At 48.1% G+C, this 23,479-nt stretch carries 17 protein-coding genes and 1 pseudogene; 11 read left to right on the top strand and 7 right to left on the bottom strand.

From position 1 onward, the window contains the following. The first annotated feature begins 171 nt into the window (after positions 1-171). Both B7992_RS08525 and B7992_RS08530 read left to right on the top strand, forming a co-directional pair. Positions 172-2,367, top strand: coding sequence for an FISUMP domain-containing protein (locus B7992_RS08525; RefSeq protein ID WP_088666048.1), 2,196 nt, complete (start codon positions 172-174; stop codon positions 2,365-2,367). A gap of 19 nt (positions 2,368-2,386) precedes the next feature. Further along, positions 2,387-3,622, top strand: coding sequence for an FISUMP domain-containing protein (locus B7992_RS08530; protein ID WP_073235059.1), 1,236 nt, complete (start codon positions 2,387-2,389; stop codon positions 3,620-3,622). A 131-nt stretch (positions 3,623-3,753) separates the two neighbouring features. On the opposite strand, the gene B7992_RS08535 is transcribed toward B7992_RS08530, so the two are convergent. After that, positions 3,754-5,010 carry a hypothetical protein gene (locus B7992_RS08535; RefSeq protein ID WP_088666049.1) on the bottom strand — a complete coding sequence of 419 codons (1,257 nt, stop codon included), beginning with the start codon at positions 5,008-5,010 and terminating at the stop codon, positions 3,754-3,756. Positions 5,011-5,218: 208 nt separating this feature from the next. On the opposite strand from B7992_RS08535, the gene B7992_RS08540 reads away from it, so the two are divergent. From B7992_RS08540 to B7992_RS08555, 4 genes are all read left to right on the top strand, one after another. After that, on the top strand, positions 5,219-6,034 hold the full coding sequence (locus B7992_RS08540) for a TIGR02147 family protein (RefSeq protein ID WP_088666050.1): 816 nt from the start codon (positions 5,219-5,221) through the stop codon (positions 6,032-6,034). 71 nt (positions 6,035-6,105) lie between these two features. After that, on the top strand, positions 6,106-6,381 hold the full coding sequence (locus B7992_RS08545; RefSeq protein ID WP_088666051.1) for a hypothetical protein: 276 nt from the start codon (positions 6,106-6,108) through the stop codon (positions 6,379-6,381). A 462-nt stretch (positions 6,382-6,843) separates the two neighbouring features. Then, a complete protein-coding gene (locus B7992_RS08550; protein WP_088666052.1) occupies positions 6,844-9,246 on the top strand; it encodes a T9SS type A sorting domain-containing protein in 2,403 nt (800 codons plus the stop codon). Positions 9,247-9,291: 45 nt separating this feature from the next. After that, positions 9,292-9,765, top strand: coding sequence for an outer membrane beta-barrel protein (locus tag B7992_RS08555; protein WP_176421894.1), 474 nt, complete (start codon positions 9,292-9,294; stop codon positions 9,763-9,765). A gap of 72 nt (positions 9,766-9,837) precedes the next feature. On the opposite strand, the gene B7992_RS08560 is transcribed toward B7992_RS08555, so the two are convergent. The 6 genes and pseudogenes from B7992_RS08560 to rpsT all read right to left on the bottom strand — a co-directional run bounded on the left by B7992_RS08560 (position 9,838) and on the right by rpsT (position 16,730). Continuing rightward, positions 9,838-11,229 carry a BamA/TamA family outer membrane protein gene (locus B7992_RS08560; RefSeq protein WP_176421895.1) on the bottom strand — a complete coding sequence of 464 codons (1,392 nt, stop codon included), beginning with the start codon at positions 11,227-11,229 and terminating at the stop codon, positions 9,838-9,840. A gap of 93 nt (positions 11,230-11,322) precedes the next feature. After that, on the bottom strand, positions 11,323-14,211 hold the full coding sequence (locus B7992_RS08565; protein ID WP_254917661.1) for a hypothetical protein: 2,889 nt from the start codon (positions 14,209-14,211) through the stop codon (positions 11,323-11,325). A gap of 77 nt (positions 14,212-14,288) precedes the next feature. Further along, positions 14,289-14,750: a hypothetical protein gene (locus B7992_RS08570; RefSeq protein ID WP_073161376.1), complete on the bottom strand. Its 462-nt coding sequence runs from the start codon at positions 14,748-14,750 to the stop codon at positions 14,289-14,291. Positions 14,751-14,779: 29 nt separating this feature from the next. Beyond that, positions 14,780-15,199: a roadblock/LC7 domain-containing protein gene (locus B7992_RS08575; RefSeq protein ID WP_073161377.1), complete on the bottom strand. Its 420-nt coding sequence runs from the start codon at positions 15,197-15,199 to the stop codon at positions 14,780-14,782. 383 nt (positions 15,200-15,582) lie between these two features. Further along, positions 15,583-16,170, bottom strand: a pseudogene (locus B7992_RS17405) (ATP/GTP-binding protein); the annotation flags it as partial. A 257-nt stretch (positions 16,171-16,427) separates the two neighbouring features. Continuing rightward, positions 16,428-16,730, bottom strand: a complete 303-nt coding sequence (gene rpsT, locus B7992_RS08585) for a 30S ribosomal protein S20 (protein WP_349292358.1) — start codon at positions 16,728-16,730, stop codon at positions 16,428-16,430. Between the two features lie 60 nt (positions 16,731-16,790). Here rpsT and B7992_RS08590 point away from each other — a divergent pair, with 60 nt between their 5' ends. From B7992_RS08590 to B7992_RS08615, 5 genes are all read left to right on the top strand, one after another. Further along, a complete protein-coding gene (locus B7992_RS08590) occupies positions 16,791-17,915 on the top strand; it encodes a DegT/DnrJ/EryC1/StrS aminotransferase family protein (protein ID WP_088666056.1) in 1,125 nt (374 codons plus the stop codon). A gap of 9 nt (positions 17,916-17,924) precedes the next feature. Further along, positions 17,925-19,826, top strand: coding sequence for a DNA primase (gene dnaG / locus B7992_RS08595; protein WP_088666057.1), 1,902 nt, complete (start codon positions 17,925-17,927; stop codon positions 19,824-19,826). A 54-nt stretch (positions 19,827-19,880) separates the two neighbouring features. Further along, positions 19,881-20,627 carry a Fe-S cluster assembly ATPase SufC gene (gene sufC / locus B7992_RS08600; RefSeq protein WP_088666058.1) on the top strand — a complete coding sequence of 249 codons (747 nt, stop codon included), beginning with the start codon at positions 19,881-19,883 and terminating at the stop codon, positions 20,625-20,627. A 20-nt stretch (positions 20,628-20,647) separates the two neighbouring features. Further along, on the top strand, positions 20,648-21,691 hold the full coding sequence (locus B7992_RS08605) for a SufD family Fe-S cluster assembly protein (protein ID WP_073235418.1): 1,044 nt from the start codon (positions 20,648-20,650) through the stop codon (positions 21,689-21,691). Between the two features lie 127 nt (positions 21,692-21,818). After that, complete coding sequence (locus B7992_RS08615) at positions 21,819-23,477, top strand: nodulation protein NfeD (RefSeq protein WP_254917662.1); 1,659 nt, start codon at positions 21,819-21,821, stop codon at positions 23,475-23,477. Positions 23,478-23,479: the final 2 nt, after the last annotated feature.

Genomic DNA, 23,479 nt, shown 5'->3' on the forward strand with positions numbered 1-23,479 from the left:
CACTGTGACCGGGAACACACTTTTTCAAAGAAACAAAATGTTTTATATGATTCACAATGAATCATATGAGTTTGAAAGCCCATAATAGTTTGAATTCGGCTCCATTTCGGCGAGCTATGATTGCACAAAAAATTTATATTCTAAATGAAAAAAAGCAAATGAGGTGTGTGAATGAAAAAACTGTTTTCCTTAAGTGCAGCAGCCCTATTATTCGTTGCCTGTGGAGATGATTCCTCTACAGGGTCTAATACCGAAAACAAGGTTTCCTACGCCACCGAGGTGGAATCCATCTATGATCTAGGCAAATGCTCCTCTGATAGAGAAGGTGATGTTGTTTACGTAGAGGACGAAGATTCCGATTACCAGTGCGTCAACGACGATTGGAAGAACATCGGCAAGTCCGAATCTTCTTCTTCAAAAACCGGAGACAAGGAAGACGGAAAATCTTCTGCAAATGACAAGTCTTCCTCATCGGCAAAAGACGGATCCTCCAGTTCCCAAAAGGACAACTCTTCAACTGAAAATCCTGAAAGTTCAAACGGATCCTCCCCTGACAAGACCGAATCCTCTGACTCCAAAAATCCCGGTTCCAACGACACCGACGATTCTAGCTCCAGCAGCATTCAGGAATCCAGTTCTAGCATCGTACCCTCTGATAAGGTCGTAGAAAACGTTGCCATCACCAAGATGACATTCACTGGTGTTGCCGAAAAGGGCCCATACAAGTCGGGCACGACAATCAAGCTGTCCGAACTTGACGACGAAATGGACCCGACTGGCACCACATTCGACTGGGAAGTTACATCCGATCTCGGCGCCTACACCTCGACTAAGGTAACCCTCAAGAGCCAGTACGCCCTGCTCCAGGCAAACGGCTACTATTACAACGAAAATACGGCTAAAACGACAGCCAACCAGGTGAGTCTAAAATCCTTGATCGACTTGAACGGACGTACTTCGGCAAACATCAACATCCTCGGCCATCTCGCCTACAAGAGAGCCGTAAATCTCTTTGTCGAGAGTGGAAAGTTCAAGAACATTCCCGCAGCCAAGTCCCAGGCAGAAAAGGAAGTCCTTGCAGCCTTCGGCTGGCCGACCAACAATCACGCCTTTGAAGACCTTTCCATTTTCGGAACCTCTGAAGACGACGCAAAGCTTCTGGCCGCATCGATCCTGCTCCAGGAAGGCTTGAGCGACGTAGACATGACCAGCCGCCTGACCGTTCTTGCTACAGACTTTGAAGAAGACGGTCTGTGGAGCGATTCTGCCGCCAAGGTAAAGGCAGCCGACTGGGCCATGGACACCACAAGAAAATTCTCCAAAACAAGGACTCAGCTTGAAGAACTTGGAGGATCCGTTCCCAACTTTGAAAAGTACATCAGCCTCTTTGTTGGCAATGTATACGGCATCGGCGTTTGCAACGGTGAACGCGACGGCGAAAAAATCAAGATGACAAATGCCTACAGCGACAACCTGGGCAAATTCTACGCTTGCGACGACACCAAGTGGCGCTACCCCACCGCCAACGAAAATAGACTCGGCAAAACCTGTTCAGCCTCCAAAAAAGGAACTTTCGCATCCCTCTTTGATGCGTATGACCGTGAAACGGAATACGTCTGCGATGGAGGCAACGGCAACTGGCGAGTTTCAACCGTTTACGACCACCCGAAGGAATACTACTTGAATCCGGACTACAAGTACGGAACCCTCAAGGATTCCCGCGATGGCAAGACCTATAAGACTACTGAAATCGGTTTGCAGACATGGATGGCCGAAAACCTGAACTACTACGACAAGAACAATTCAAACCTTGTCGACAACAGCTGGTGCTACAAGAACGTAGAAGCCAACTGCAACGTAGGCGGTCGTCTTTATAGCTGGACTGCAGCAATGAATTTAGATCCTAAGTATGCAAAGACCATCGCCGACTTCCTGGTCGAAAGCCCCCACAAGGGTATCTGCCCCGATGGATGGCATGTTCCCACCAACGCCGAATGGCTCCAAGTGAGAAATTATATTTCAAAAATGGAAGGTGGTTCTACAGGAACATACACCGGAATCATGAAGTCCTCCAAGGGATGGTATCCGTACTCAACTAGCTCCAAGCCCTCCGCGGATTCCTACGGATTCTCGGCCATTGCAACAGGCGCTTATTACGGAAGATACGCTGATCCTAGCGAAAGCTATAGTAGATACGCTTTTGACGACGCAAAGTATTTCGCCAACTTCTGGAGTGCAACAGAAGCAACAAAGTACACCGGCGCAGTTTATTGGTACCTCGACTACAGAGAAAACGCAATTCGTAGTTACGAAGCATCGTACAATGAAAAGGATCGCGGATTCGCACTTCGTTGCGTCAAGGACTAATTAAAAACAGGTGCCTATCATGCGCATTGTAGGACTAACTCTAGCAGCTTCTGTCGGAAGCATGCTTCTTCTATCCTGTGGAGATTCAACCTCCACATCGTCCTCGGATAACGAAAACTCCAAAAACGATCGAGTAGAAACCATCTACAATCTGGGAAAATGCGTTTCCGATAGAAAGGGCGAAGTCATTTTTGTGGAAAAAGAAGACGCCTACTACGAATGCGATGGAACAAGCTGGATTTCCGACAAGGACGACTCCGAATCCGGCAAATCTTCTACAGTCCAAAGTTCCTCGTCAAAGGATGAAGAAAAGGAAGAATCCAGTTCCAGCGAAGACGCCAAGTCCAGCTCTAGCAGCGAAGCCGCATCCGAATCCGACGAAAAGCATTCGTCAAGCAACGATGTCGATGCAGGTTCATGCTCCAGTTCAGAGCCGCAGTCGTCCTCCAGTAACGACAGTTCCAAAGAAGACAGCTCTAGTGAAGCATTGTCCAGCTCCAGCCAGAACCCGACCCCGGTAATGTCCCTAGGCACCTACGACTGCGACAAATACGTCTGTGCTCCAACAGAACACTTGAATCAGGATCTTTTGGCAAAGGGCGAATACGGAGAAGTTTTGGACATTCGCAACAAGCATGTGTACAACACCATAAAAATCGGCGAACAGACTTGGATGGCCCAGAACCTGGACTTTATATATAAGATCTACCAGAATGGCAAACGCGTTATCTATGAAAACGAGTGCTATTATGACAACGATAATTGCACCGAAAAGGGCAGATACTATACTTGGGCAGCAGCAGCAGATTCCGCCGCAGTCTATTCTACAGACATGAAAGGGGTGGGCTATGGATATGCCTTAAATTTCGATGTTTACAAGTCGTGGTACATACAACAAAATCCAACAGGCATCTGCCCAGATGGCTGGCATTTGGCTACAAAACGAAACTACGAAGATCTTTTTGAATATGTCGGCGGAGCGGAAACCGCAGGATTATACCTAAAATCGGCTAGCGGTTGGATGGACAGAGATTATTATGGAGATTATACAGATTACGGTGGCGAAAACACTTATGGATTGTCGATGCTGCAAGAATGCGTATGGACATCTACAATAGGAAACACTTACCCCAGCAAAAATGCCATCTGTATGTGCATCCTTAACAATCACGAAGCTGTTTTTAGCGATATCAGCAAGTATAACCTCGCCCCTATTCGCTGCATGATGAATTCTCCAAAAGAAGAAGACGATTAAGCAAAAGGCTCCTGAAAAGGAGCCTTTTTCATACGTCAAACCAGTTTTCAATTTTCAAAGGAAAAAATCCCGAGATTGATTTTACCTTACCAAATTTCCTTTTCCTTGTAATAGACACGAAAAAAACGTTCCTATTCCGCACAGTTGGTTTTCAGTTCCAGCGCACGTTCGTACAGATAATGCTTCGCAGAAACAGAAGGCTTTAAAATTCTATCGCAGGTCCAATATCTGTATTTATCGTCCTGCAGATGGTCTGTCAATTCGCCCTCATTTTCTGCACATTGGCTACTAAATTTCGGGACATATTCTTCATCAACCAATTCATGATTATTGGAGGAAATTAAAAGGCGTTCCACAGATTTTACGACCCCATCATTCAAGGACAAATACTGTTGGAAGGAGGCTATATAATCATCATCCAAAATATGTAATTCAAGACCATTTTGCGGTTCATCCACATAAACAACACACGCACGCCAACCATGTTCATCATAGTATTCATGAACAAAGGTTCGTTCTCCCGTAAAGATAACTTCATACCAAGGTTCCCCATGACCATATTGATGTGCAGAAGAATCAACCTTTATTTCGGGCTTGTATGATGCAAGGATTTCTTCCGGAGTCATGGAACTTTCTTCCGCATAGATTTTTTCCATAGAATAGGATCTTGCCGAAGAACTGTAGGGTTCCTTTTCTTCATCAAACAAATCTTCACTGGAGGAACTTACCATCGGCTCATAACCGCTAGAAATACCGGAAGGACCTGCATCAGGAAGCGTTGCTGATTCAAAGCGGCCGGATGTCGGTTCGCCAGGATTTGCGTTAGCCAACTTGTCGCAAGCAGAAACAAAGCGTCTTTCGAATTCAGAAAGTTCATGATCGAAATTACGTTCGCCAGTCCGTTCTATGCGACACAGAACATCGAAGGATTTTTCATTGCAGTTTTCATTTTCGTCCAGCAAGATTGCATCGTCAGCAAAGCATTCCCCAGAAATATCCTTCCATAGGGAATTGCACATGTCGTAAGACGCAACCGACAGGGCACTTGAATAACTAAGCACGCCCCTGCCTACAATTTTGAACGCAGCAGTAAAGACGATTTCACCCACGGTACATGTACCTTGCGCACCCTGTTCTTCTTGATAAACACGCACAACAGTTCTACCAAGAAGATTTTCGCTAGACGGTTTTGTGGTGAAGATAATTTCTCGTATTTCTGAAGAATCCGATGATAAACCAGAGGAACTTTGCAGCAACACAGAACTGGACGATTCCAATTCGCCAATCGTATTGGGTTCCGTGGCATTGCCCGCCGTTTCCTTTTCGGAGCAACCAGACGCTACAAAAAACAAGGCTACCGTTAACACCAGCGAATAAAAAATCTTCATACCCTAAATTTAGGCTTTTTGAGTGCGTTAAACACTGTTGTAGTCCCGCACATTCTTCGCATTCTTTACCTCACTGGCATTTTTCACTTTCTATATGATTCATCGTGAATCATATAGAAAAACGTTTTTCAAGAATTTATTCCAAAGTCAATTTCGCTGCACATTTTCAAAATCCGAATTGACAAATCAAAAAACTATATTCAAATACATGAAACCCATCTTTGGATACAGTGACTATCGAGATTACATCAGGGATTATTTTGAGGAACGCAAAAAACATTCCGCTTTCTCCTGGCGTGAATTCAACAGATTAGCAGGATTTGCCTCCCCCAACTACCTAAAGCTTGTTTGCGACGGGAAAAGCAAGCTAAGCAAGAAAAGGGCGGGATTCGTTGCAGCCGTAATGAATTTATCTGCCAGCGAACAGGACTTCTTTGAGCTGATGGTCGCCATCGACAACACCACTAACGAAGCCGACCGGAAAGCACTGACTTTGGAATTGCGCAAAATGGCACGCAAGTCAAAAGCCCGCATCATCGATGCCGATGCTTATGTTTTTTACGAATCCTGGAAGTACCCTGTCCTTCGTGAATTGGCCCCTTTGATGCCAGGAGCAAGTTCCAAGAAAATCGCAGATGTCTGCCACGAAAAAATTTGCGCTGAAGATGTTGAAAATACTCTGCAGTTTTTGGTGAATTCCGGATTTCTGGAAAAAGATGAAAAGGGACGCTACACGCAAACGGACGCCAACGTGACCGGTTCCAAGGAAAGCCTCCCCCGCGCCATGCGCGAAATGCAGCGTCAAATGGCAGCTCTCGCCGAAAAAGCCATCGGCAAGTTTTCAAAGGACGAACGCCACTTTCTAGGAATCACCTGCGGCTGCGACGAGGAAACCTACAAGAAAGTAACCGCCGAACTAGAGGATTGTCGCGACCGAATCACAGCCATCACTTCCGCCGCCAAGAACATCAATCAAGTGTTTCGAATCAACCTGCAAATGTTTCCCCTAACAAAGAAAGTGTAAAAATTATACGCAAGGAAAAGCCTTATGAAAAAATTCCTATTGCCAAGGATGAACCAGAAAAAGGAAAACTGGTGACAGAGAAATTCAAGGCCATGTCGGTTGTAACGGGCAACATCCAAACATACAATGGGCATGGCACAGTCTCTGCTCAGAAATTAAACCTCAGTTTTAAATATTGGATCCACGTTACCGGTGACGAAACCTCTTGTACTGTTAAAATGACTAAGCTTAGAATGTGGATGAACGATGGCGAAGCCGAATGGGTGCGCCCGGATGACGCAGGCAAAATGACATGGGACCCGATGTTCCGCTCCATCGGGGAGCAGTTGGAAGACGACAACGAATAAACCCCTCTACAAAAAGAGAGATTTTTAAAATTCGTGAAGAAACATACAAAAAGATTTGTATGTTTCGTGATTTTTGCTAAAGATTTTTAAAATTCGTGAAAAACTAGCCAAAAAGATTTTCATTTTTCGGTAAAATAAACAGACACAAAAAAAATGACTTTCGTGTTCCCCCAGCTAAAGCTGAGGGACAAGTTCATCGTCTACACAAAGAATTTGGAAGTCAAGGACGGATTCACCTACCTGCCGGTATACATGGCGGGATTGATCTAGAAATCATCCCATATGATTCACATTGAATCATATGACATCCAAATTTTTAATAAAGCCCTTTTTTGACGTAAAATTTTTTAGGAAGGACCTTGTGTAACAAGGATTTCTTTTTTTAGTATTTGCTAGGTATACCAAACTCCTTGCTTTTGTAAAAAAAACTTACATTTGTAAAGACTGAACTCTGGAGTTTTTATGGATTGTCGCAAAATAGCCTTAACGCTAGGTCTTGCCGCAGGCATGTCCTTCGCATCGGTATCCCTCAGTTTTTACGAAAAGACAGACGGTTACACCACCACCAACGCCAAGTTTGAATTGGACCAGAAATCCTGGACTCCTTGGGTAAAGGAAAAAGGCTACGTAACCACAACCATCACCGGTTCAGAATTTTCCTCTGGCTTGACAGTCACCCCGAATGAAACATGCGAAGGCTACCTTACCGGCATCGTCAATTACGGCGGTACCTGTGGAAGCAACAGTCTTGCCGCCTATGGCTATTACGACGGCTACTGGTACGAAATCGGAGCCTTCTCAAGTGGTCAGGCGTTGTCAATCGAATGTGACTACTCTAAAATAGCCTTCCAGGCACAAACTTCCTCTACAAAGGAATGTAGTGTATCCATCAATTCTATTGCCATTGGCGGCCCAAGTGATGTTATCGTTACAAAAGCCAGCGTGACAAGCGATTATACCAATTACGTCAGAAGCAACGACACCATCTACTTCACGGTACCGTTCACTGCAAAGATGGAAAGCATAACCCCTTACTTTACGGGATTATACAGTTCGGTCACCCCCAGTACCGCACAAGATTTTAGTAAGGGGCCAGTTACCTATACATTCAAGTCCAAAAGCGGACTCAGCACCAAAGACATCGTCCTAAACATAAGCCGAACCCCAGGCGATACCAATGCGGCAATTGTCAATGTTTTTGACTTCTGTTCAGAAAGCAAAGTTTATCAGTGGTACCAAACATATTCAGACTCCCCCATTATTGATGTTACAAAAAGTACCTTGGCTAAACAAGGCACATACTGCACAGAGGGAACAAAAATCACCCATCCCCAAAATTCTGGCGACACAGGGCTGGTCGAGTTAAAGCTTTACAAATGGGTACCAGATTCCATTCGTCATAATTTGTATGGCCGATACAGTGCCGGCAGATCAAATTCAAACTACGCCGGATTAAAATTTTCCGGCTTGGCGAAAAGGAATTGGTATAAGAATGGCGAGCCAATCAGTGTTGACTTGTTCAATACCCCCATTGACCTAGAAAGCTCAGTTGTAGAAGTCATTGCACAAAACGGAAGTCCTATTCACTATTACAAATTCAAATTTGTTGACGTCATAGAAGAAAACAACTACTTGAGCCAACTGCTCATGATCGACACCACAAAACAGGAATACATCTACCCAAGAACCATTTATGACCCGGAATCTCCCAACGACACGGGAAAGATTATTTACGACCTTCCCTACAAGGGAACGCCCGTTGCAAAACTGTTTGCCTGCGGTTCAGGAGATGATTTTTTAGTCGAGAACACCTTTTGGAGAAATTGCGAAAGAACATTTTCTCTTCCCGATACGAACATCACCTTGACTATTACCGGGAAAATGTACGGTACATCCGGCATGTATGCTACACTGACTAAAGACTACGATAAAAAGACTTATGCCCTTAAAGTTGTTAGACAGCCAAAGGTCTGGCCTGATTACAACGTCTCTGGCATTTACGTTGTAGACCTCACCGACAACAAAAATTTCTCCGCCATTGCAGCAACTCCCAACGCAACGAGTCAAAAGTTCAGTATAAACCTGGCTGATAAAAGGTCAAGTATAAACTATAGCGACTATGACCTCTATGTCGCAATGCCCAATCCATTCGCCACATATTCTTATGAACCCACAAACTACGATTACCCCGTATGGGGTCAGGGAAGTATACTTTCAATTATAACCTACAATGAAATCAACAAACGAACAGTTCTTTCAGCAAATGTTGTTCACAAGGCTGAAGAACAGGATGTTGCCGAACTAAAGTCATTCTTTATCGAAGCCGGGCTTGCATATTTTGAAGGTAAAATTGATCAGGAAAACAAGATTGTTCACGTAGACCTCCCCTTCGAAATAAACTTGAAGCGAGCAACCATCGTTTTTGCCGGCCCCCATAAATCTTATTCTGAGAATTATAAAATTTTCCATGAATATGACTTAAGCGACACCATTGACTTTGACTTCCATTCCGCAGATAGCAGCAAGACCACCATTTATAAAATTGTGGCAACATACAACCCGGACATGTACAAGGAAGAACCAACTATAGATCCTGGTAAGGATACCAGCGAGACTTCGTTTGCGAAAATTTCAGACAACGCCAGTGCAACAGTCAAATTTGCGGAAAACAACCTCATTTACACAGGCGACATCCACGAAGTAAAGTCAATCGTTATATATGACGCCCTCGGAAATAAGGTTTATTCTAAAACAGGTTTTGAATATCCCGTCATGAATTTAGAAATCCTAAATCAGGGAGTTTATGTAGTAAAAGTTCAAACTACAAACGGAATGTCTTCACTTAAATTCACAAAGAAGAAATAAACGATCTACATTTCCGAAAAGGCATCCGTCATCCCCGAAGTCACCTTGGACCTGCGTCGCGTTGGTAACGACGATGTTTCTTACACCGCATGGGCCATTGACGTTCCCGTTCTCTTCCACTATACCCCAGTCATGAACCTCTACGTAGAAGCAGGTCCGCAGATTGCCTTGATCCTGTCTGGTTCCTGGGATGTTTCTAGCAGCGGTTCCTTCTACGACGATGGTGACGACTATGGTTGGGACGACTATGACTATGGTTGGAACGACTATGACTATGACTATGGCTACGGAGCATCTAGCGCAGCAAGCAACCTCCTCGACGACATGTACAAGAAGAACACCTTTGAATTCAGCTTGGTATTCGGTCTCGGCTATGACGTATCCCCGAACATTGACGTAGGCTTCCGTTACATTCTCGGTCTTACCAATGTGTTTGACGATCTAGACCTGGGTCTCGGTTCTTGCGAAGTCGATATTCAGAATTACCAGATGCAGTTTACTGTAACCTACTGGTTCTAACATTTTCTGCCTTCGGATATGCGAAAGGCTTGAGTTTTCCACTCAAGCCTTTTTTCTTTTTCAATTCAAATTCTAGAACAGCGTTTTGACACCGACGCCCACAATACCATCCAAGTAGCTTTCGCCATTGCGAAGGGCATAATAAAAATTGACGCTCCAATTCTTGCGATACTGAGTAAAGGCCAAGCCGTATTCCTGTTCACGCTTCCAGCCATGATCCGGACGAGGAGCGCGATACAAGCCCGGCATATAGAAGCCTTCAATGCTCAGGTCATAACCATCCTGCCAAAGCAAAGCGAACTCGGTATAGCCATAGGCCCGACTACGCAGGAATCGATAATCCATTCCACGAAAATCGTTCATGCCTCCCAAGGCAAATAGATCTTGACGATCAAGGTCAGCATAGGGAGCAAATATTCCACCGGCGGCACCACTGAATCTTGTAATCCAGTTTGCGTAAACCGGTACATAGCGCACCAGGGAGCCTCGCACCTTCAAGTAATGATCCAGGGAATCGGGACGGGAAAAATTCCAAGAGGCAAGTCCATAAAATTTGGTTCCGCTACGAGGTAAAGCAAACCGGTCAAGGGACGTGTAGGTCAACTCCAACGAGGACGTCTTTTCATTATCACCGATTCCTACAAAGACCCCAATGGTAAAATCAAAACCGATATCGCGGCTAATGCCCACTTCGCCGTAAGCTTCGCGGGTTGAGGAATCTTCGTCAAAATAGCCGCGGGCAATAACGTTCCAGGCAGAGCCAAAAATCCATGGTTCCTTATAGGAGCCTTCAAGACGGCGGGAATCTGCGGCTGTATAACCTTCCAGTTGTAGGTCGCGGGCTGTCCCCAAAATGTTGTACAGCGACACGTTGACATTACCTTCCCACAAGTCAGTTTCGCTGGAATAAGTCAGCAAGGCTTCCGCCTCGGACATGGCTGCAGCCCGCATATTGAACACGGGAATGATACGGTTCCGGTAGGCATCTCGATACATGCGGGGTTTACCCACTTCTTCAAAGTACCCCACACGGGCAAGTTTATAATTAGCCCGCTCCAGATCTCTGGGGGAAACATAGGAGCCCACTTCCAGTCCTGTCAATTTACGGAACACTTCAGGTTTGGTTCCGGTAGAATCCATATTTTCTGCAGGTCCCCACACCCAGGCACTGCCACGATTCAACTCCAACAGCAATACAGCGGTATTCGTTGCCTCACTGGAGTCAGCAGGATTTTCCAAAAGTTCGCCAACAAGACTTGCAGCAAGGAATCCGCCATTTTCATAACGTTCCTGGATTTTTCGAGAGGTGTTTTTCCAGACGGGGCCGTTCAAACCTTCGCAGGGCATTCCAACAAGATTCGCTGCATCAGCTTCATCAGCCATCTCGTGGTCGCCATTCCACACCACGTCAGAAATACGACATTCACCACCAAAGGCAATGCTCACCAAAAGAAGAAATGTCAAGAATAATCTAATCAAGGCAACGAAATATAAGATACAAATTATGAGATACTAGATTCTTCGCTCAGAATGACACCAACTCATCACTGTTAACTGTTAAAACACCGCTCTGGCTTCTGTGCTGAGTTTCTGGAAAACATTTTCCTCGGAGTTACCAAAGCGCAAAATGTAATGGCAACCCAGAGAAATAAAATCATTCATGTCAATGGAAAGGGAGAATTCAAAACGATAGGTACGGCCATCACTATAACCGGACAGGACCTGATAGGGGATGTAATCCCCCCGGTCGTCCACCTGGATTACAGAAAAATTCGCAAAGGCATCCACTTTTTTTTGCTTGTTATATCCGACTCTAAAAGCGCCTTCCCAAAGGTCAGCTTCAAAATCATTATCAAGATCATCAGCTCCAGTTCCCTGGCGGTAACGGCCTAGAGGCTGAACGAAAAATCCGTTCAAGAAATCAAACCGATATTTCAAAGAAACATCATAGATGTTCCAGTTCCAAATTTGCAATGCAGAAAGTTCATCATCTTCCATCAACAGGTCCGCCCCAACAAAGTGATCAGGATTTATGCGATAGCCCGTTTCGATTTCATGGGAATAGACCGTTTCGAAATATGAAATGGAGCTAAGTTTTTTGTCAAAGGAGGCACCCGGTTTATAAGCGAGACTAACACCCGACGGATGTTCCCATTCCACCAGACCTTCCATGTTGATGCGTCCCGAAGTGGTTCGGCGCAAGGCGGCTGCAGTGACCGGAGGGAAATACAAAGTGCGTCCTGTCGTATCGCTACCTTCTCCATTCCAGGAACCGCCAAAAGTAACATCACGCAAAATTCCTCGTTTTACACCAAGAGACACACCGGGATTCCAGCGGAAATCAAATCCGAAGGAGGCGTCCGACGAAAGAACGGCCCCCACGGAATCATTACGTCCCATACCGTCATAAACGAAATCGCCATTGTCAACTCCCTCGATAAACGTTCCCGTCAGGCTATCATAGCGCACATCTCCGGTACCAGGCGCCACCGCCTTATACACAGCCGTATAAATTTGCTCTTCTGTCAGACCGATTTTATAAGTGACGTTTCCCGTCAGGCCAATTTCGTCACCACCCATTCGGGAATTCAATTCCCCCACCCAGCTATTTTCCCCCTCGGAGGAATCGCGGGCAATACGTTCATACTGCAGCAGGTGATTCAAACTAAAGTAACGGGCTCCGTAATTCGCTTCCTGCAACCACATGGCCGACCGCAAGGAATCCGCCCATTCATTGCCATAGGTATCGCCCCTGCGACAGGCGATTCGACCTCCTGCACTTTCACGCAAGAAGCCTTTGTCAAAATACATCCCGAAACCGCCTGTGGATTTTCCGTACAGGACTTCATTATGTATCGCTCCCACGCCACCGTCAATTCCTGCCACATCAGAAGTTTCATCAATTCGCGTGTAGCGGAAATCGCCGCTGCCAAAGGGGCGTACAAAGCCCTGTAAAAATTCAGCGGAAGCGGTTCCCTGGTAACGTTCCATATTCCGGTCTGCGGTACTAGCCACACGAATCAAGGCCACTTCACTTAGGGTGTTTCTATTCCGATGTTGCAACGAAATTTTCGCCCTCGAGGAATTCCATTCTTCCCCATCGTTTCGGCGGTACCCCCAAAGGGCATTCCCGAACCAGCCATTTCCAAAGGCCGTGCGGAATTTTACCTCGTCGTAAAGCAAGTCGTCATCCAAGAATGCGGAACCACCGTAGGCCAAATCCCACTGGTCCTGCAAAATGTATGGATCCCAGTCCGAATTTATGCTGCGGAACTCCGTAACATCATAGCCTTCCATAATGCGGTTGCCGTAAACATCCATGGCCAACGGGAAATGCAGCAAGTCCCTGGTAGAATCTGTGGTAACAAACCAGCGGAACGCCTTGCCTTCCGGCCCACCCACATGATCAGAAACCGTATTGGAATCGCTCTTGTTCAGAGCCACTTCCAAGTCTGCGTAGAATTGCCGGTTCTGCCGAACGCGAAGGCGGGCCCCCATACGAGCGCTACGATCGGGGCGACGTAAAGCCCTCAGGGAATCATCACGAACAAAAACTTCTCCGCGGTCAGACTTCAACATATTGTAATCTTCGTCCGTCCACACGCCGCGACGCAAACGGTCCACATCGTTCTCCAACTGGAACATGGAAAGATCAAGATACAAGTTGGGATGCCTATAACTGGCGGCAGCCCCCTTCAGAGAATAAATGTTGTCATCTTCGTAGGCGTCGTACTCCACCCGAATTTCATCATCAAAGCTAGGAACAATGGAACCCTTGAAATCCAGCATACCGCCAGCATAATTCACCAGATAGTCTACACCGCGGGTCAGCTTCACCCCATTCATCCAGACCGTTTCGGACTGGGGCACAATGGCTACAAAGCCACCAGACGCATCCAGGGAATACCCCTCGCGCTGACCGCTGACACCATTCAGAGTTCGTCTAAAATGTTGAACCTCGTCGGTGCCAACAACGCCACGAACCTCAGTGTACCCCCCACCGAAATCACCACGCACACCACCCATGGCCCCAAGGCTACTCCGTTCAACGGAATACAGTTCCAAGGAATTGTCGACCCAGTTCAAATCCCCCAGATGCAAAAAATAACGGGGCGATTCCACGCGAAAGTATATTTGGTCCACTTCCCGCAAGGTAGCCGTGGTCTGGTCACCCGCCTTGCGGCCCACATCCGAAAGCAGGGCGTCAATCCATACGCTGTCGGCGAGACGCCCCGTTATAGAGAGGCGCAGCTCCTGATCCACCTGGGTGCCGCCATCGCCCACCGTAATCTGCATGGTCTTATAGCCGTGGGTTTCGACGGAATCATGACGAACATTTTCCGATGATTCATCCACGGAACCCAAACCGTTAGCGGTACTTATTGCGACCCCATTACTTCGTACAAGAATGGAGGGGTCCCACACAGGCAATGAATCAACATTCATTGCAAACGCAAAATTTATAAGGGAAAGTAAAAAGAGCAGGCGAAGCCGTCCCAAACGCAATGGGCGGGACATAAAGGCTACCTACGGACGGGTTCCACAAGGAACTGCTGAGTCGACAGAAGCTTTCGACCTGCCGCCAGGTCAACACTCCACTCACCCGGTTTCAGAAGTTTTGGGACAATGGTCGTATGGCAAACGCCCATAGAAACAATGCAATTTGACTTCTGGACCGTATCCGCCCCGTTGTACCAAATATGCAACAAGGTATCGGATTCCAACTTTACAGACGTGGACAAGGTGGAGTAATAGTAAAGGCGAGTGCCTTCTTCAAAAACGCTATCTACACCGAAAGGGGAACCGTTCACGATATGGCTGCAAACCACACTCTGAGCAAGGGAAAGTTCTGCGTCGGCGGAGGAGCTAATAGAAACATCATCCAGGCAGAAGGCCACAATACGATGCACCAAGAAGCCGAAAAAGACGGCAACCACAATGATTGTCGTCTTTCTCAAATTACGTAATGCGGTAGCCTTTGCCACGGAATACCCGACAAACTAACTAGACCAAACTAGCGGACCAGTCGGCTGGTATTCTGGGTAAATGCAGGAACGGCATCCACCAGCTTTTCGACCAACAGGCGGTTGAAGTCCTCGATGCGGTTGGGCAGATGGTTGCCCGGGAAGATCTGCACAAGGAGCAAGGCCTGGTCTACAGGGGAAATGTAGATGGAACGATTGTCGCCAACATAAGAGACAGAGTTGAAATTTTCGCCACCCAACATGAGACCCACCTGCTTGGCGGAGTCAAAGGAAGCGGTGCTCAGCACTGCCAGCGGAGTGGCATCGACCCCAATGGAACCCACTTCTGCAATAATGGAACCATCGCGGTGGCAGAGCACAATGTATTCGGCCTTAATGCTAGCCTGATAGGCAGACATCAAACGGCGGACTTTGTCAGCATCATCAGAATAAATGGTAAAATCACTCATGAGTAGATTCCTTAAAAATCAGATTAGTCCTTCTTCTTGGGAACGTAAGGACGCAGTTCGATTTCGTCGTCAGCCTCGTTGTTGGGCTTTGCTACATCACGACCAAAGGTGGGCATACGGGGAACCGGGGCTGCAGCGCGGGGGCGACCGAAGGGGGAAGATGTGGCTCCCTTCTGGAATAGACCACCACCGGCAGATGCAGGAGCGGCAGCACCACCAGCTGCAGGCGGCTTGGCTGCGAAAGAGGGCATGCGGAACGGAGATGCAGGGGCGGCGGCCTGTGCCGGCTGGGCGGTTGCTTCCTTAACGGAAACACCATCCTTGGTCAGGGACACATCGTGAACGCCAGCGTTGTTTGCATTGGCGGCAGCCTGGCGGAGGAAGCCCTGCTTGACGTTGAACTTTTCAATCACCAGCATAGCGATGGTCTTCAGGGTAGTAACCACGCCCTTACCGTTATGGGCAGTTGCCGGGAAGAAAGGCACGTTGCGCTGATTCAGTTCAGCATTCAGTTCTTCAAGAGTAAAGACGTTTTCCATGTCGCGCTTGTTGTACTGAAGCACGAAAGGCATATCGTCCAGGTCCATGCCGTAGTCCTGCAGGTTCTGTCTAAGGTTCTGCAAGCTTTCCAGGTTTTCGGCCTGACGGGAACGCTGGGAGTCAGCCACGAACACGATACCATCCACACCGCGAAGCACCAGCTTACGGGTACTATTGTAGTACACCTGACCGGGCACGGTATAAAGCTGGAAGCGGGTCTTGAAACCCTTAATGTCACCCAGGTTCAGCGGAAGGAAGTCGAAGAACAAGGTTCGATCACCTTCGGTAGCCAAGGAGACCATGTCCGTACGCTTGTCTTGCGGCATCTTCTGGTGGATCACCTGCAAATTGGTGGTCTTTCCGCTCAAGCCCGGACCGTAGTAAACAACTTTACAACTAATCTCACGTGTAGCAAAATTTATTGACGACATTACAAATCCCTGAATACTCAGATTTTCAATTAATCGTTGATAATTTAACAAAAAAAGAAATGTTTTTAACAATCAAAGGATGAATTGAAACGTCTAAAAGCAAGTATTTCGGCAAGAAAAAGAAAATTTTACGTAAAAAGGGGAGCGCGGGACAAGTTCCGCATACATGGGAAAGACAATTAATAGAAAATAGGTAAAAACAGGAAAGGCCGATACAGTTTCCTGTATCGGCTAAACCTTAAGCACTTAACTAAAAATTAAGCGAGGCTGTTGATGACCTTAGCGGCCTTAGCCTTGTAGTTGGCAGCGCGGTTTGCGCAGAAGCCAGCGCGATGCTTTGCAGCAGCCTTGTCCAGCATGCTAAACAGTTCCGGCATAACCTTGAGGGCTTCTTCCTTGGTGGAAGCAGAACGCACAGCCTTGAGAGCGGTACGGATGGCGGAACGGGTAGAACGGTTCATGGCATTGGCCTTTTCGGCCTGAAGCAAACGCTTTTTGCAAGATTTGTGTTGAGGCACCTTATTATCTCCGGGTGAAAACCTACTTAAAAATGTTGGCACAAAGTTAGTAAATGTTTGAAACTTTTCAAGGGGTGTTCAAAAATTTCTACTTTTAGGGCCATGATTCCCTTCGTAAACCTGCAAAAACAGCGTGATTTCTACAAAAACGAGTTCCTCGAGGCCGAGAAAGAAGTGCTGGATAGCGGCTGCTTTATCGGCGGCCCTCAGGTAGACAATCTAGAAAAAGAGCTGGTCGATTACATCGGGCTCCCCGATTTGCAGGCCATTTCCTGCGGAAGCGGCACCGACGCCATCACCATTGCGCTTATGGCATTGGGGCTCAAACCAGGGGACGAGGTCATCGTTCCGGACTTTACGTTTATCGCTCCGGCGGAATGCGTCGCACTGTTGGGCGGAACCCCGCGATTCGCCGACATCAACAACCAGACGTTGCAGATCGACCCCGAAAGCGTTAGAAGCCTTATAACAGATAGGACCGTCGGCATTATCGGAGTGGATTTATTCGGGCAGTGCGCCCCCTTCGAAGAACTGCGCAGAATTTCCGACAAGCACGGACTCTGGCTGCTGGAAGACGCAGCCCAGGCTTACGGAGCCAAGTGCGGGAACCAGACGGCTTGCACCTTGGGCGACATTTCCATTACAAGTTTCTACCCCACCAAGCCTCTTGGCTGTTACGGAGACGGCGGGGCCATGTTCACTCGAGACAGCCAACTGGCCGAAAAAATGCGAATGCTGGCCAACCACGGCAGCAAGGGACATTATCATCATGAAATTTTAGGCTTGAACAGCCGACTGGACGCGTTACAGGCAGCGATTCTCCGCGTCAAGTTGCGACACTTGAAGGATGAACTTGAAATTCGACGGAATAACGCCAGCAAATACGACGAACTATTCCACGATTCAAACATTTCCCATAAATTAGGCGATCCCATCCCTCAAACTTTATCCCCAGGAAACGAAAGTTCCGTAGCACAGTATACCCTGCTGGCCCAAAATCGTGAAAAATTCATCGAAATCCTGAAGGGTATAGAAGTTCCCTATTGCATCCACTATCCCGCCCCCCTTTCCGAGCAAAAATGCTTCCGGGAAATCCTCGCAGATAAAACCGGCAACGGCCCAGTCTACACGCCCAACGCACACCTGGCATCAACACAAGCCATCAGCCTTCCTGTCTGCGCCTTTACCGACGTTGACGAAATCATCGGCCGCATTAAAAATTTCTAAATTTGCGGCGTGCCGTTTTATTCGCCAGAAATACTCAATGACCTCAGAAGCCGCGTTGACATTGCGCAGGTGATTGAAAATTTCATTCCGCTAAAACGATCTGGTAACGGAAACTACATGGGGCGATGCCCTTTCCATGACGACCGATCTCCATCAATGAACGTAAACCCAACGCTAGGCATATACAAATGTTTTGCTTGCAACGCTGGTGGCAATGTATTCAAGTTCGTTCAAGAACATGAAAAAATAGACTTTATTGCGGCCGTGGAATGGGTAGCAAATTTTGCAGGTTACGCATTACCTCAACAGGAAAAAAACGAGAACGCCGAGGTTTCCGAAGAGCGGGCCATGGTTCGCAAGCTAAACGAGCTGGCTTGCCAATGGTTTGAAAGTCAGCTGTCCATGAGCCAGAAGGCCCTGGAATACCTGGCCAACCGACACATTACCGAAGAGACACGCAAACTGTTCCACATCGGCTACGCTCCCGATGGCCGCGAAGGTTTTATCGGATATGCAGTCAAGAACGGATTTTCTCCCCTGGACTGCGTCAAGGCAGGTCTCGCCGTGGAACGCGAAAACGGCGGAGTGTCTGACAAGTTCCGCGACCGTCTGATGATCGCCATCCAGAACCAGTCCGGAATCGTAGTGGCATTCGGAGGACGCGACCTCTCTGGCAATTCCCCGGCCAAGTACATGAACAGCCCGGAATCAGCCACCTACCACAAAAGCGACATCCTCTTCGGATTCAACCACAGCCGCGTAAGCATCGCCAAGGAAAAATCCGTCATCATCGTGGAAGGCTACTTCGACCTGATGAGTCTCTATCAGGGCGGCGTCACCAACGTGGTGGCCGCATCGGGAACCGCCCTCACCGAAAATCACGCCAACATACTTTCTCGCTACGCCAAGACCGCCTACCTGGTTTTTGACGGTGACGCCGCCGGCAAAAAGGCAACCCTCCGCAGTTTGGAAATCGTGTTGCCCAAGGGAATCGCCCCCCGCGTTTTTGCACTGTCCCGGCCCGACGGCACCAAGATCGACCCCGACAACTTCGTAAACGAACAGGGTCCCGACGCCTTCAGGCAGGCACTCACCCAAGCCGAAGACTGGCTCAACTATCTGGCCATGGAACGCAACCCCCGCTCCCCCGAAGAAAGGGCGGAATTCGTCAGCTACGTCAAGAGCTTGGTTAAAAGTATAGACGATCGCGAACTGCAGAATCAATATCTCAAACTTATTTCGGAACGTTACAATACAGACCGTTCCCTGGCACACGTCAAGAGCATCAAGCCCGCCTACAAGGCACCTCGCCCCGTGGCAAGTTCCAACTCCCAGGACGAAGTCATCCCTCAGTTGGAGCAGGAAGCAAGCATCGACTGGGCCATGATCCCGCCCATGGAAGTACGCTTCGCCAACCTGATTCTGCGCAACCCCACCTTGATGGACCGAGCCGCAGAATACTTCGACATGGACTGGGCCACCAGCGGCATCCAACTTTTTGAATCCCGCGTCGTAGAAGATTTCGTCAGTTCCACCGTGGCCATCTACCTGGAATCGGGTTACCACTCTCCCCAACTTTTGTACGAGAACTTCTCTCCGGAACTGCGACTGTTCCTGGAAGGCCTCCCCGAAGAGCAGTGGAAGTCCCCCCAGGAAATCAAGGAATTCTACCAGACCCTGACGGTGCTTTCTACAAAACTTTGCGACAGGCAAAAACGCATGATTCCCCTGAACTCCAACGACGCCGTTGAAATCAGAATGCAGATGTCCAAGTTCACCCAGGGCATGCAAAAAATCAACCAGCTCTACAGCACCGAAAAAATTGACATCAACGCCTTCGCCGACCAGGTGGTCAAAAGTCGAAGCATGTTGATGAAGTTCCAAGCGGCCATCCCCGACAATGGGTATTGATTATTTTGGGGTTCGCAAACAAGGAACGCAGACTTTATAAATAAAGAGGAAAAAATGTTAAGCATCAAGAATCTTAAGGCAAGCATCGAAGACGGCACCCAGATTTTGAAGGGCATCAACCTGGAAGTAAAGCCCGGTGAAGTCCACGCCATCATGGGCCCCAACGGAAGTGGCAAGAGCACCCTTTCAAAGGTCATCGCAGGCCATCCGGCTTATACCGTCAACGACGGCGTCGTAGAACTTGACGGCAAGAACCTCCTGGACATGGAAATTTGCGAACGCGCCAATTCCGGCTTGTTCATCAGCACCCAGTACCCCACCGAAATTCCCGGCGTGAACAACGTGGAATTTTTGAAGATGGCGCTTAACTCCAAGCGGAACTTCCTGGGCCTCCCGGAAATGAGCGACGCGGACTTCAAGAAGCTTTGCGAAGAAAAGATGCAGCTTTTGGAAATGGACGACCGCTACCGCGACCGTGGCGTCAACGAAGGCTACTCCGGCGGCGAAAAGAAGCGTAACGAAATCCTCCAGATGGCAATTCTCGACCCCAAGGTTTCCTTCCTGGATGAAACTGACTCCGGCCTGGACATTGACGCCTTGCGTATCGTTGCAAACGGCATCAACCACATCATGAGCCCCGAAAAGGCAGTGATTCTGGTGACCCACTACCAGCGTCTTCTGGACTACATCAAGCCCACCTACGTTCATGTGCTGCGCCATGGCAAGATTATCCTAAGCGGCGGTCCTGAACTGGCCTTGAAGCTGGAAGAACAGGGCTACGACTGGATTGAAGAAAAGTAATCGAGGCGAGAATGAGCTATATGAATTCTGAATTAGCACAGGCCGCCCAGGCTCGCATCAACGCCCTTGGCATGCCCAAGCGCAACAACGAGCTGTGGAGTTTCTTCCCGGTCCATAAGATTCCATCTGTAGTGGATGCTGGTGCCGATTGCACTGCTGGTGGGATCGTCGCGAACAGCGCCGCTGTGGAATGCGCCGACTTCGGCATTGCCGCCGAAACCGACATTGCAGCCCTTCTGCCCATCGCAAAGTCCGCTCCCGCCATGAAGAAGGATTTTGCCGCAGGCGAAACCGAAATGGGCCTCATCAAGAGCCGTGACGACTTCGGTCACAGCATTTTCAACATCGGGAAGAACGCCAAGGTCTCCCTCGAAATTCTGGACAACAAGGTGGAGCACGAAATTGCCGCCGAGCGCTTCGACATTAACGTGGAAGAAGGCGCTGAGCTGGAAATCTTCTTTGCCAACCCCGCAAACGAACTGCCGCTGCAGTTCCGCCACTTTGTAATCAAGCAAGCCGCCAATTCTGTGGTACGTTTTTCCAACATCCTGCAGGACGCAGGCATTGGCCGCATCAGCATTGACGTAGACTTGAACGGCGAAGGCGCCAACTTCGATTACCGTTCTCTCAGCGTGTTGAAGGGTTCCGCCAGCAAGCACCAGCGCCTGACCATCCGTCATAACGCACCCAACACCGTCAGTTCCCAGTTCGCCCGCAACCTGCTTGACGAAAAGTCCTACGTCAGCTACGATGGAAGCGTCATTGTGGGTAACGGATGCAGCCAGGTGAACTCCAGCCAGCTGGTAAATTCCATTCTCCTAGGTGACGAATCCAGCGTTTCCGTAAAGCCGGTGCTGAAGATTTACCACGACGATGTGGAATGTACCCACGGCAACACCTGCGGTGAACTTGACGCAGATCAGATGTTCTATTTGACCAGCCGCGGCATCCCCGCCGAAACCGCCAAGAAGATGCTCATGAAGTCCTTCGCCAAGGAGCTGTTCCTGCCCCTGATCGACGGCCCCGCCAAGAAGCGTCTGCTGCAGGTATTGGCATACCTGTAGTTAAATCAAAGTTTTGTTAACGAAAATCCCCGGAAACGGGGATTTTTTTGTCAATAAAAATAGCTTTTCCATTAAAATACCTCTCAAATGACATTTTTTTGTCAATAAAACTTTATACATTAGGAGTATGAAACTTTTATCTAAAATCCTGGTCTCTTTAGCTATTTTCTCGGCATTTGCTTTCGCCAACGTTCAAAGTATAGCCGACACTTTGCACAACAAGGTTTCAGAAAATATTGAACAGAAAATCGCTGCAGCCGAGGCCGCAGTAACCGAGATTTCCAAACTGGCAAAAAACGATCCTTCCGATTCCGCTGTTCTGGAACGCCTCAATAAGACGGATTCCTTAGGCGAAGCCACAGCAAAAAAGCACGCCGTCTGGATCAAGCTGGAAGGAGACGTGGAACCATCCATGTACGATTTTTGCGCCCGTGCCATTGGCGACGCCTTAAAGGAAAATCCGGACTACATCATTTTTGAAATCAACACCTTTGGTGGCCGACTGGACGCCGCATTCGACCTGGTAGACACCATCATGGCGATTCAAGGTCCACAAACCATCGCCTTTGTAAAGAAGAAAGCCATCAGTGCGGGCAGCCTTATCGCTCTTGCCTGCAGCAAGCTTTATATGATGGAAGCCACCACCATCGGCGACTGCGCGCCCATCGTACAGAACGGTGACGGAACCCCGCAGATTGTGGGAGAAAAGATTCAGTCCCCTCTCCGCGCCAAGTTCCGCAACCTGGCCCAGAAAAATGGTTACCCCGAGCTACTCAGTTCCGCCTTTGTAACACCGGAACTAGCGATTCTTGAGCTCAGCACGACATTGGATGCCGGTAAGAAGACCGAACGAGATACGTCCATGATTATTGAAGCCGCAAAGTACGAAGTTCTAAGTCAGAAGGACATCGAATTCTGGGGTGCACCCAAGATTCTTGTAAAGGAAGGAGAACTTCTGACCATGACGGACAAGGAAGCTCTAGAACTGGGTTTTTCTCAGGGAACCTTCAAGAGCCGCAATGAATTCGAAAAGACTCTTTTCATCGAAAGTCGTAGTGAAGTAGAAACGACCCTTGGCGAAGACATCGCCAGCGCCATTGCCGCCATTAGCGGATTGCTATTAATTCTTGGATTCGGCGCCCTGTACATTGAGTTCAAGACTCCTGGTTTTGGAGTTTTTGGAATTGTCGGTATCGCATTGATTGCCGTGGTGTTCCTAGGACAGTTCGCACCTCAGCTAGACGGAATGTTCCCCGCCATTCTCCTGATTGCAGGCGTAGCCCTTTTCCTAGTTGAAATTTTTGTAATGCCAGGAACGTTCCTCTTTGGCGTAGGTGGCATTATCTGCATGATTCTAGCCCTTGCCTTTAGCTATGATCCTGCCAATATTCCCGAATACGTTCCCGAAGCTACTGAAGAAACCTTTGATGCCCTTCCCTGGCTATTCGGATTATTCTATATGCTTTGCTGTGCGGCAATCGCACTCATATTCCCCATTGCGGCAAGCAAATACATTATTCCATTACTACCTGAAGGCTGGACTCCTATGTTGAAAACTGATTTGGAAACAGCCTCCTCCCCCACAGAAGCCGTCAGCGAAATTCACGTTGGCGATATCGGAGTTGCAAAGACATTCTTACGTCCCGTTGGACAAGCCTCCTTTACATTGCCTGACGGGAGCGTCAAACTTTATGATGTTCATACAAAAGGTGAAATCATTGAGGCCGGTCAGAACATCAAGGTAGACGCAGTGCAGGAAGGTCACATTTTCGTTTCAGCCTGTTAGCG

The sequence above is a fragment of the Fibrobacter sp. UWH1 genome (genome assembly GCF_002210365.1).
Classification (GTDB): domain Bacteria; phylum Fibrobacterota; class Fibrobacteria; order Fibrobacterales; family Fibrobacteraceae; genus Fibrobacter.

Excerpts from the sequence above, each read along its gene's own strand:
- B7992_RS08525 (WP_088666048.1), top strand. The coding sequence starts at position 172 with ATGAAAAAACTGTTTTCCTTAAGTGCAGCAGCCCTATTATTCGTTGCC.
- B7992_RS08530 (WP_073235059.1), top strand. The coding sequence starts at position 2,387 with ATGCGCATTGTAGGACTAACTCTAGCAGCTTCTGTCGGAAGCATGCTT.
- B7992_RS08535 (WP_088666049.1), bottom strand. The coding sequence starts at position 5,010 with ATGAAGATTTTTTATTCGCTGGTGTTAACGGTAGCCTTGTTTTTTGTA.
- B7992_RS08540 (WP_088666050.1), top strand. The coding sequence starts at position 5,219 with ATGAAACCCATCTTTGGATACAGTGACTATCGAGATTACATCAGGGAT.
- B7992_RS08550 (WP_088666052.1), top strand. The coding sequence starts at position 6,844 with ATGGATTGTCGCAAAATAGCCTTAACGCTAGGTCTTGCCGCAGGCATG.
- B7992_RS08565 (WP_254917661.1), bottom strand. The coding sequence starts at position 14,211 with ATGAATGTTGATTCATTGCCTGTGTGGGACCCCTCCATTCTTGTACGA.
- B7992_RS08575 (WP_073161377.1), bottom strand. The coding sequence starts at position 15,199 with ATGAGTGATTTTACCATTTATTCTGATGATGCTGACAAAGTCCGCCGT.
- B7992_RS08590 (WP_088666056.1), top strand. The coding sequence starts at position 16,791 with ATGATTCCCTTCGTAAACCTGCAAAAACAGCGTGATTTCTACAAAAAC.
- sufC (WP_088666058.1), top strand. The coding sequence starts at position 19,881 with ATGTTAAGCATCAAGAATCTTAAGGCAAGCATCGAAGACGGCACCCAG.
- B7992_RS08605 (WP_073235418.1), top strand. The coding sequence starts at position 20,648 with ATGAATTCTGAATTAGCACAGGCCGCCCAGGCTCGCATCAACGCCCTT.
- B7992_RS08615 (WP_254917662.1), top strand. The coding sequence starts at position 21,819 with ATGAAACTTTTATCTAAAATCCTGGTCTCTTTAGCTATTTTCTCGGCA.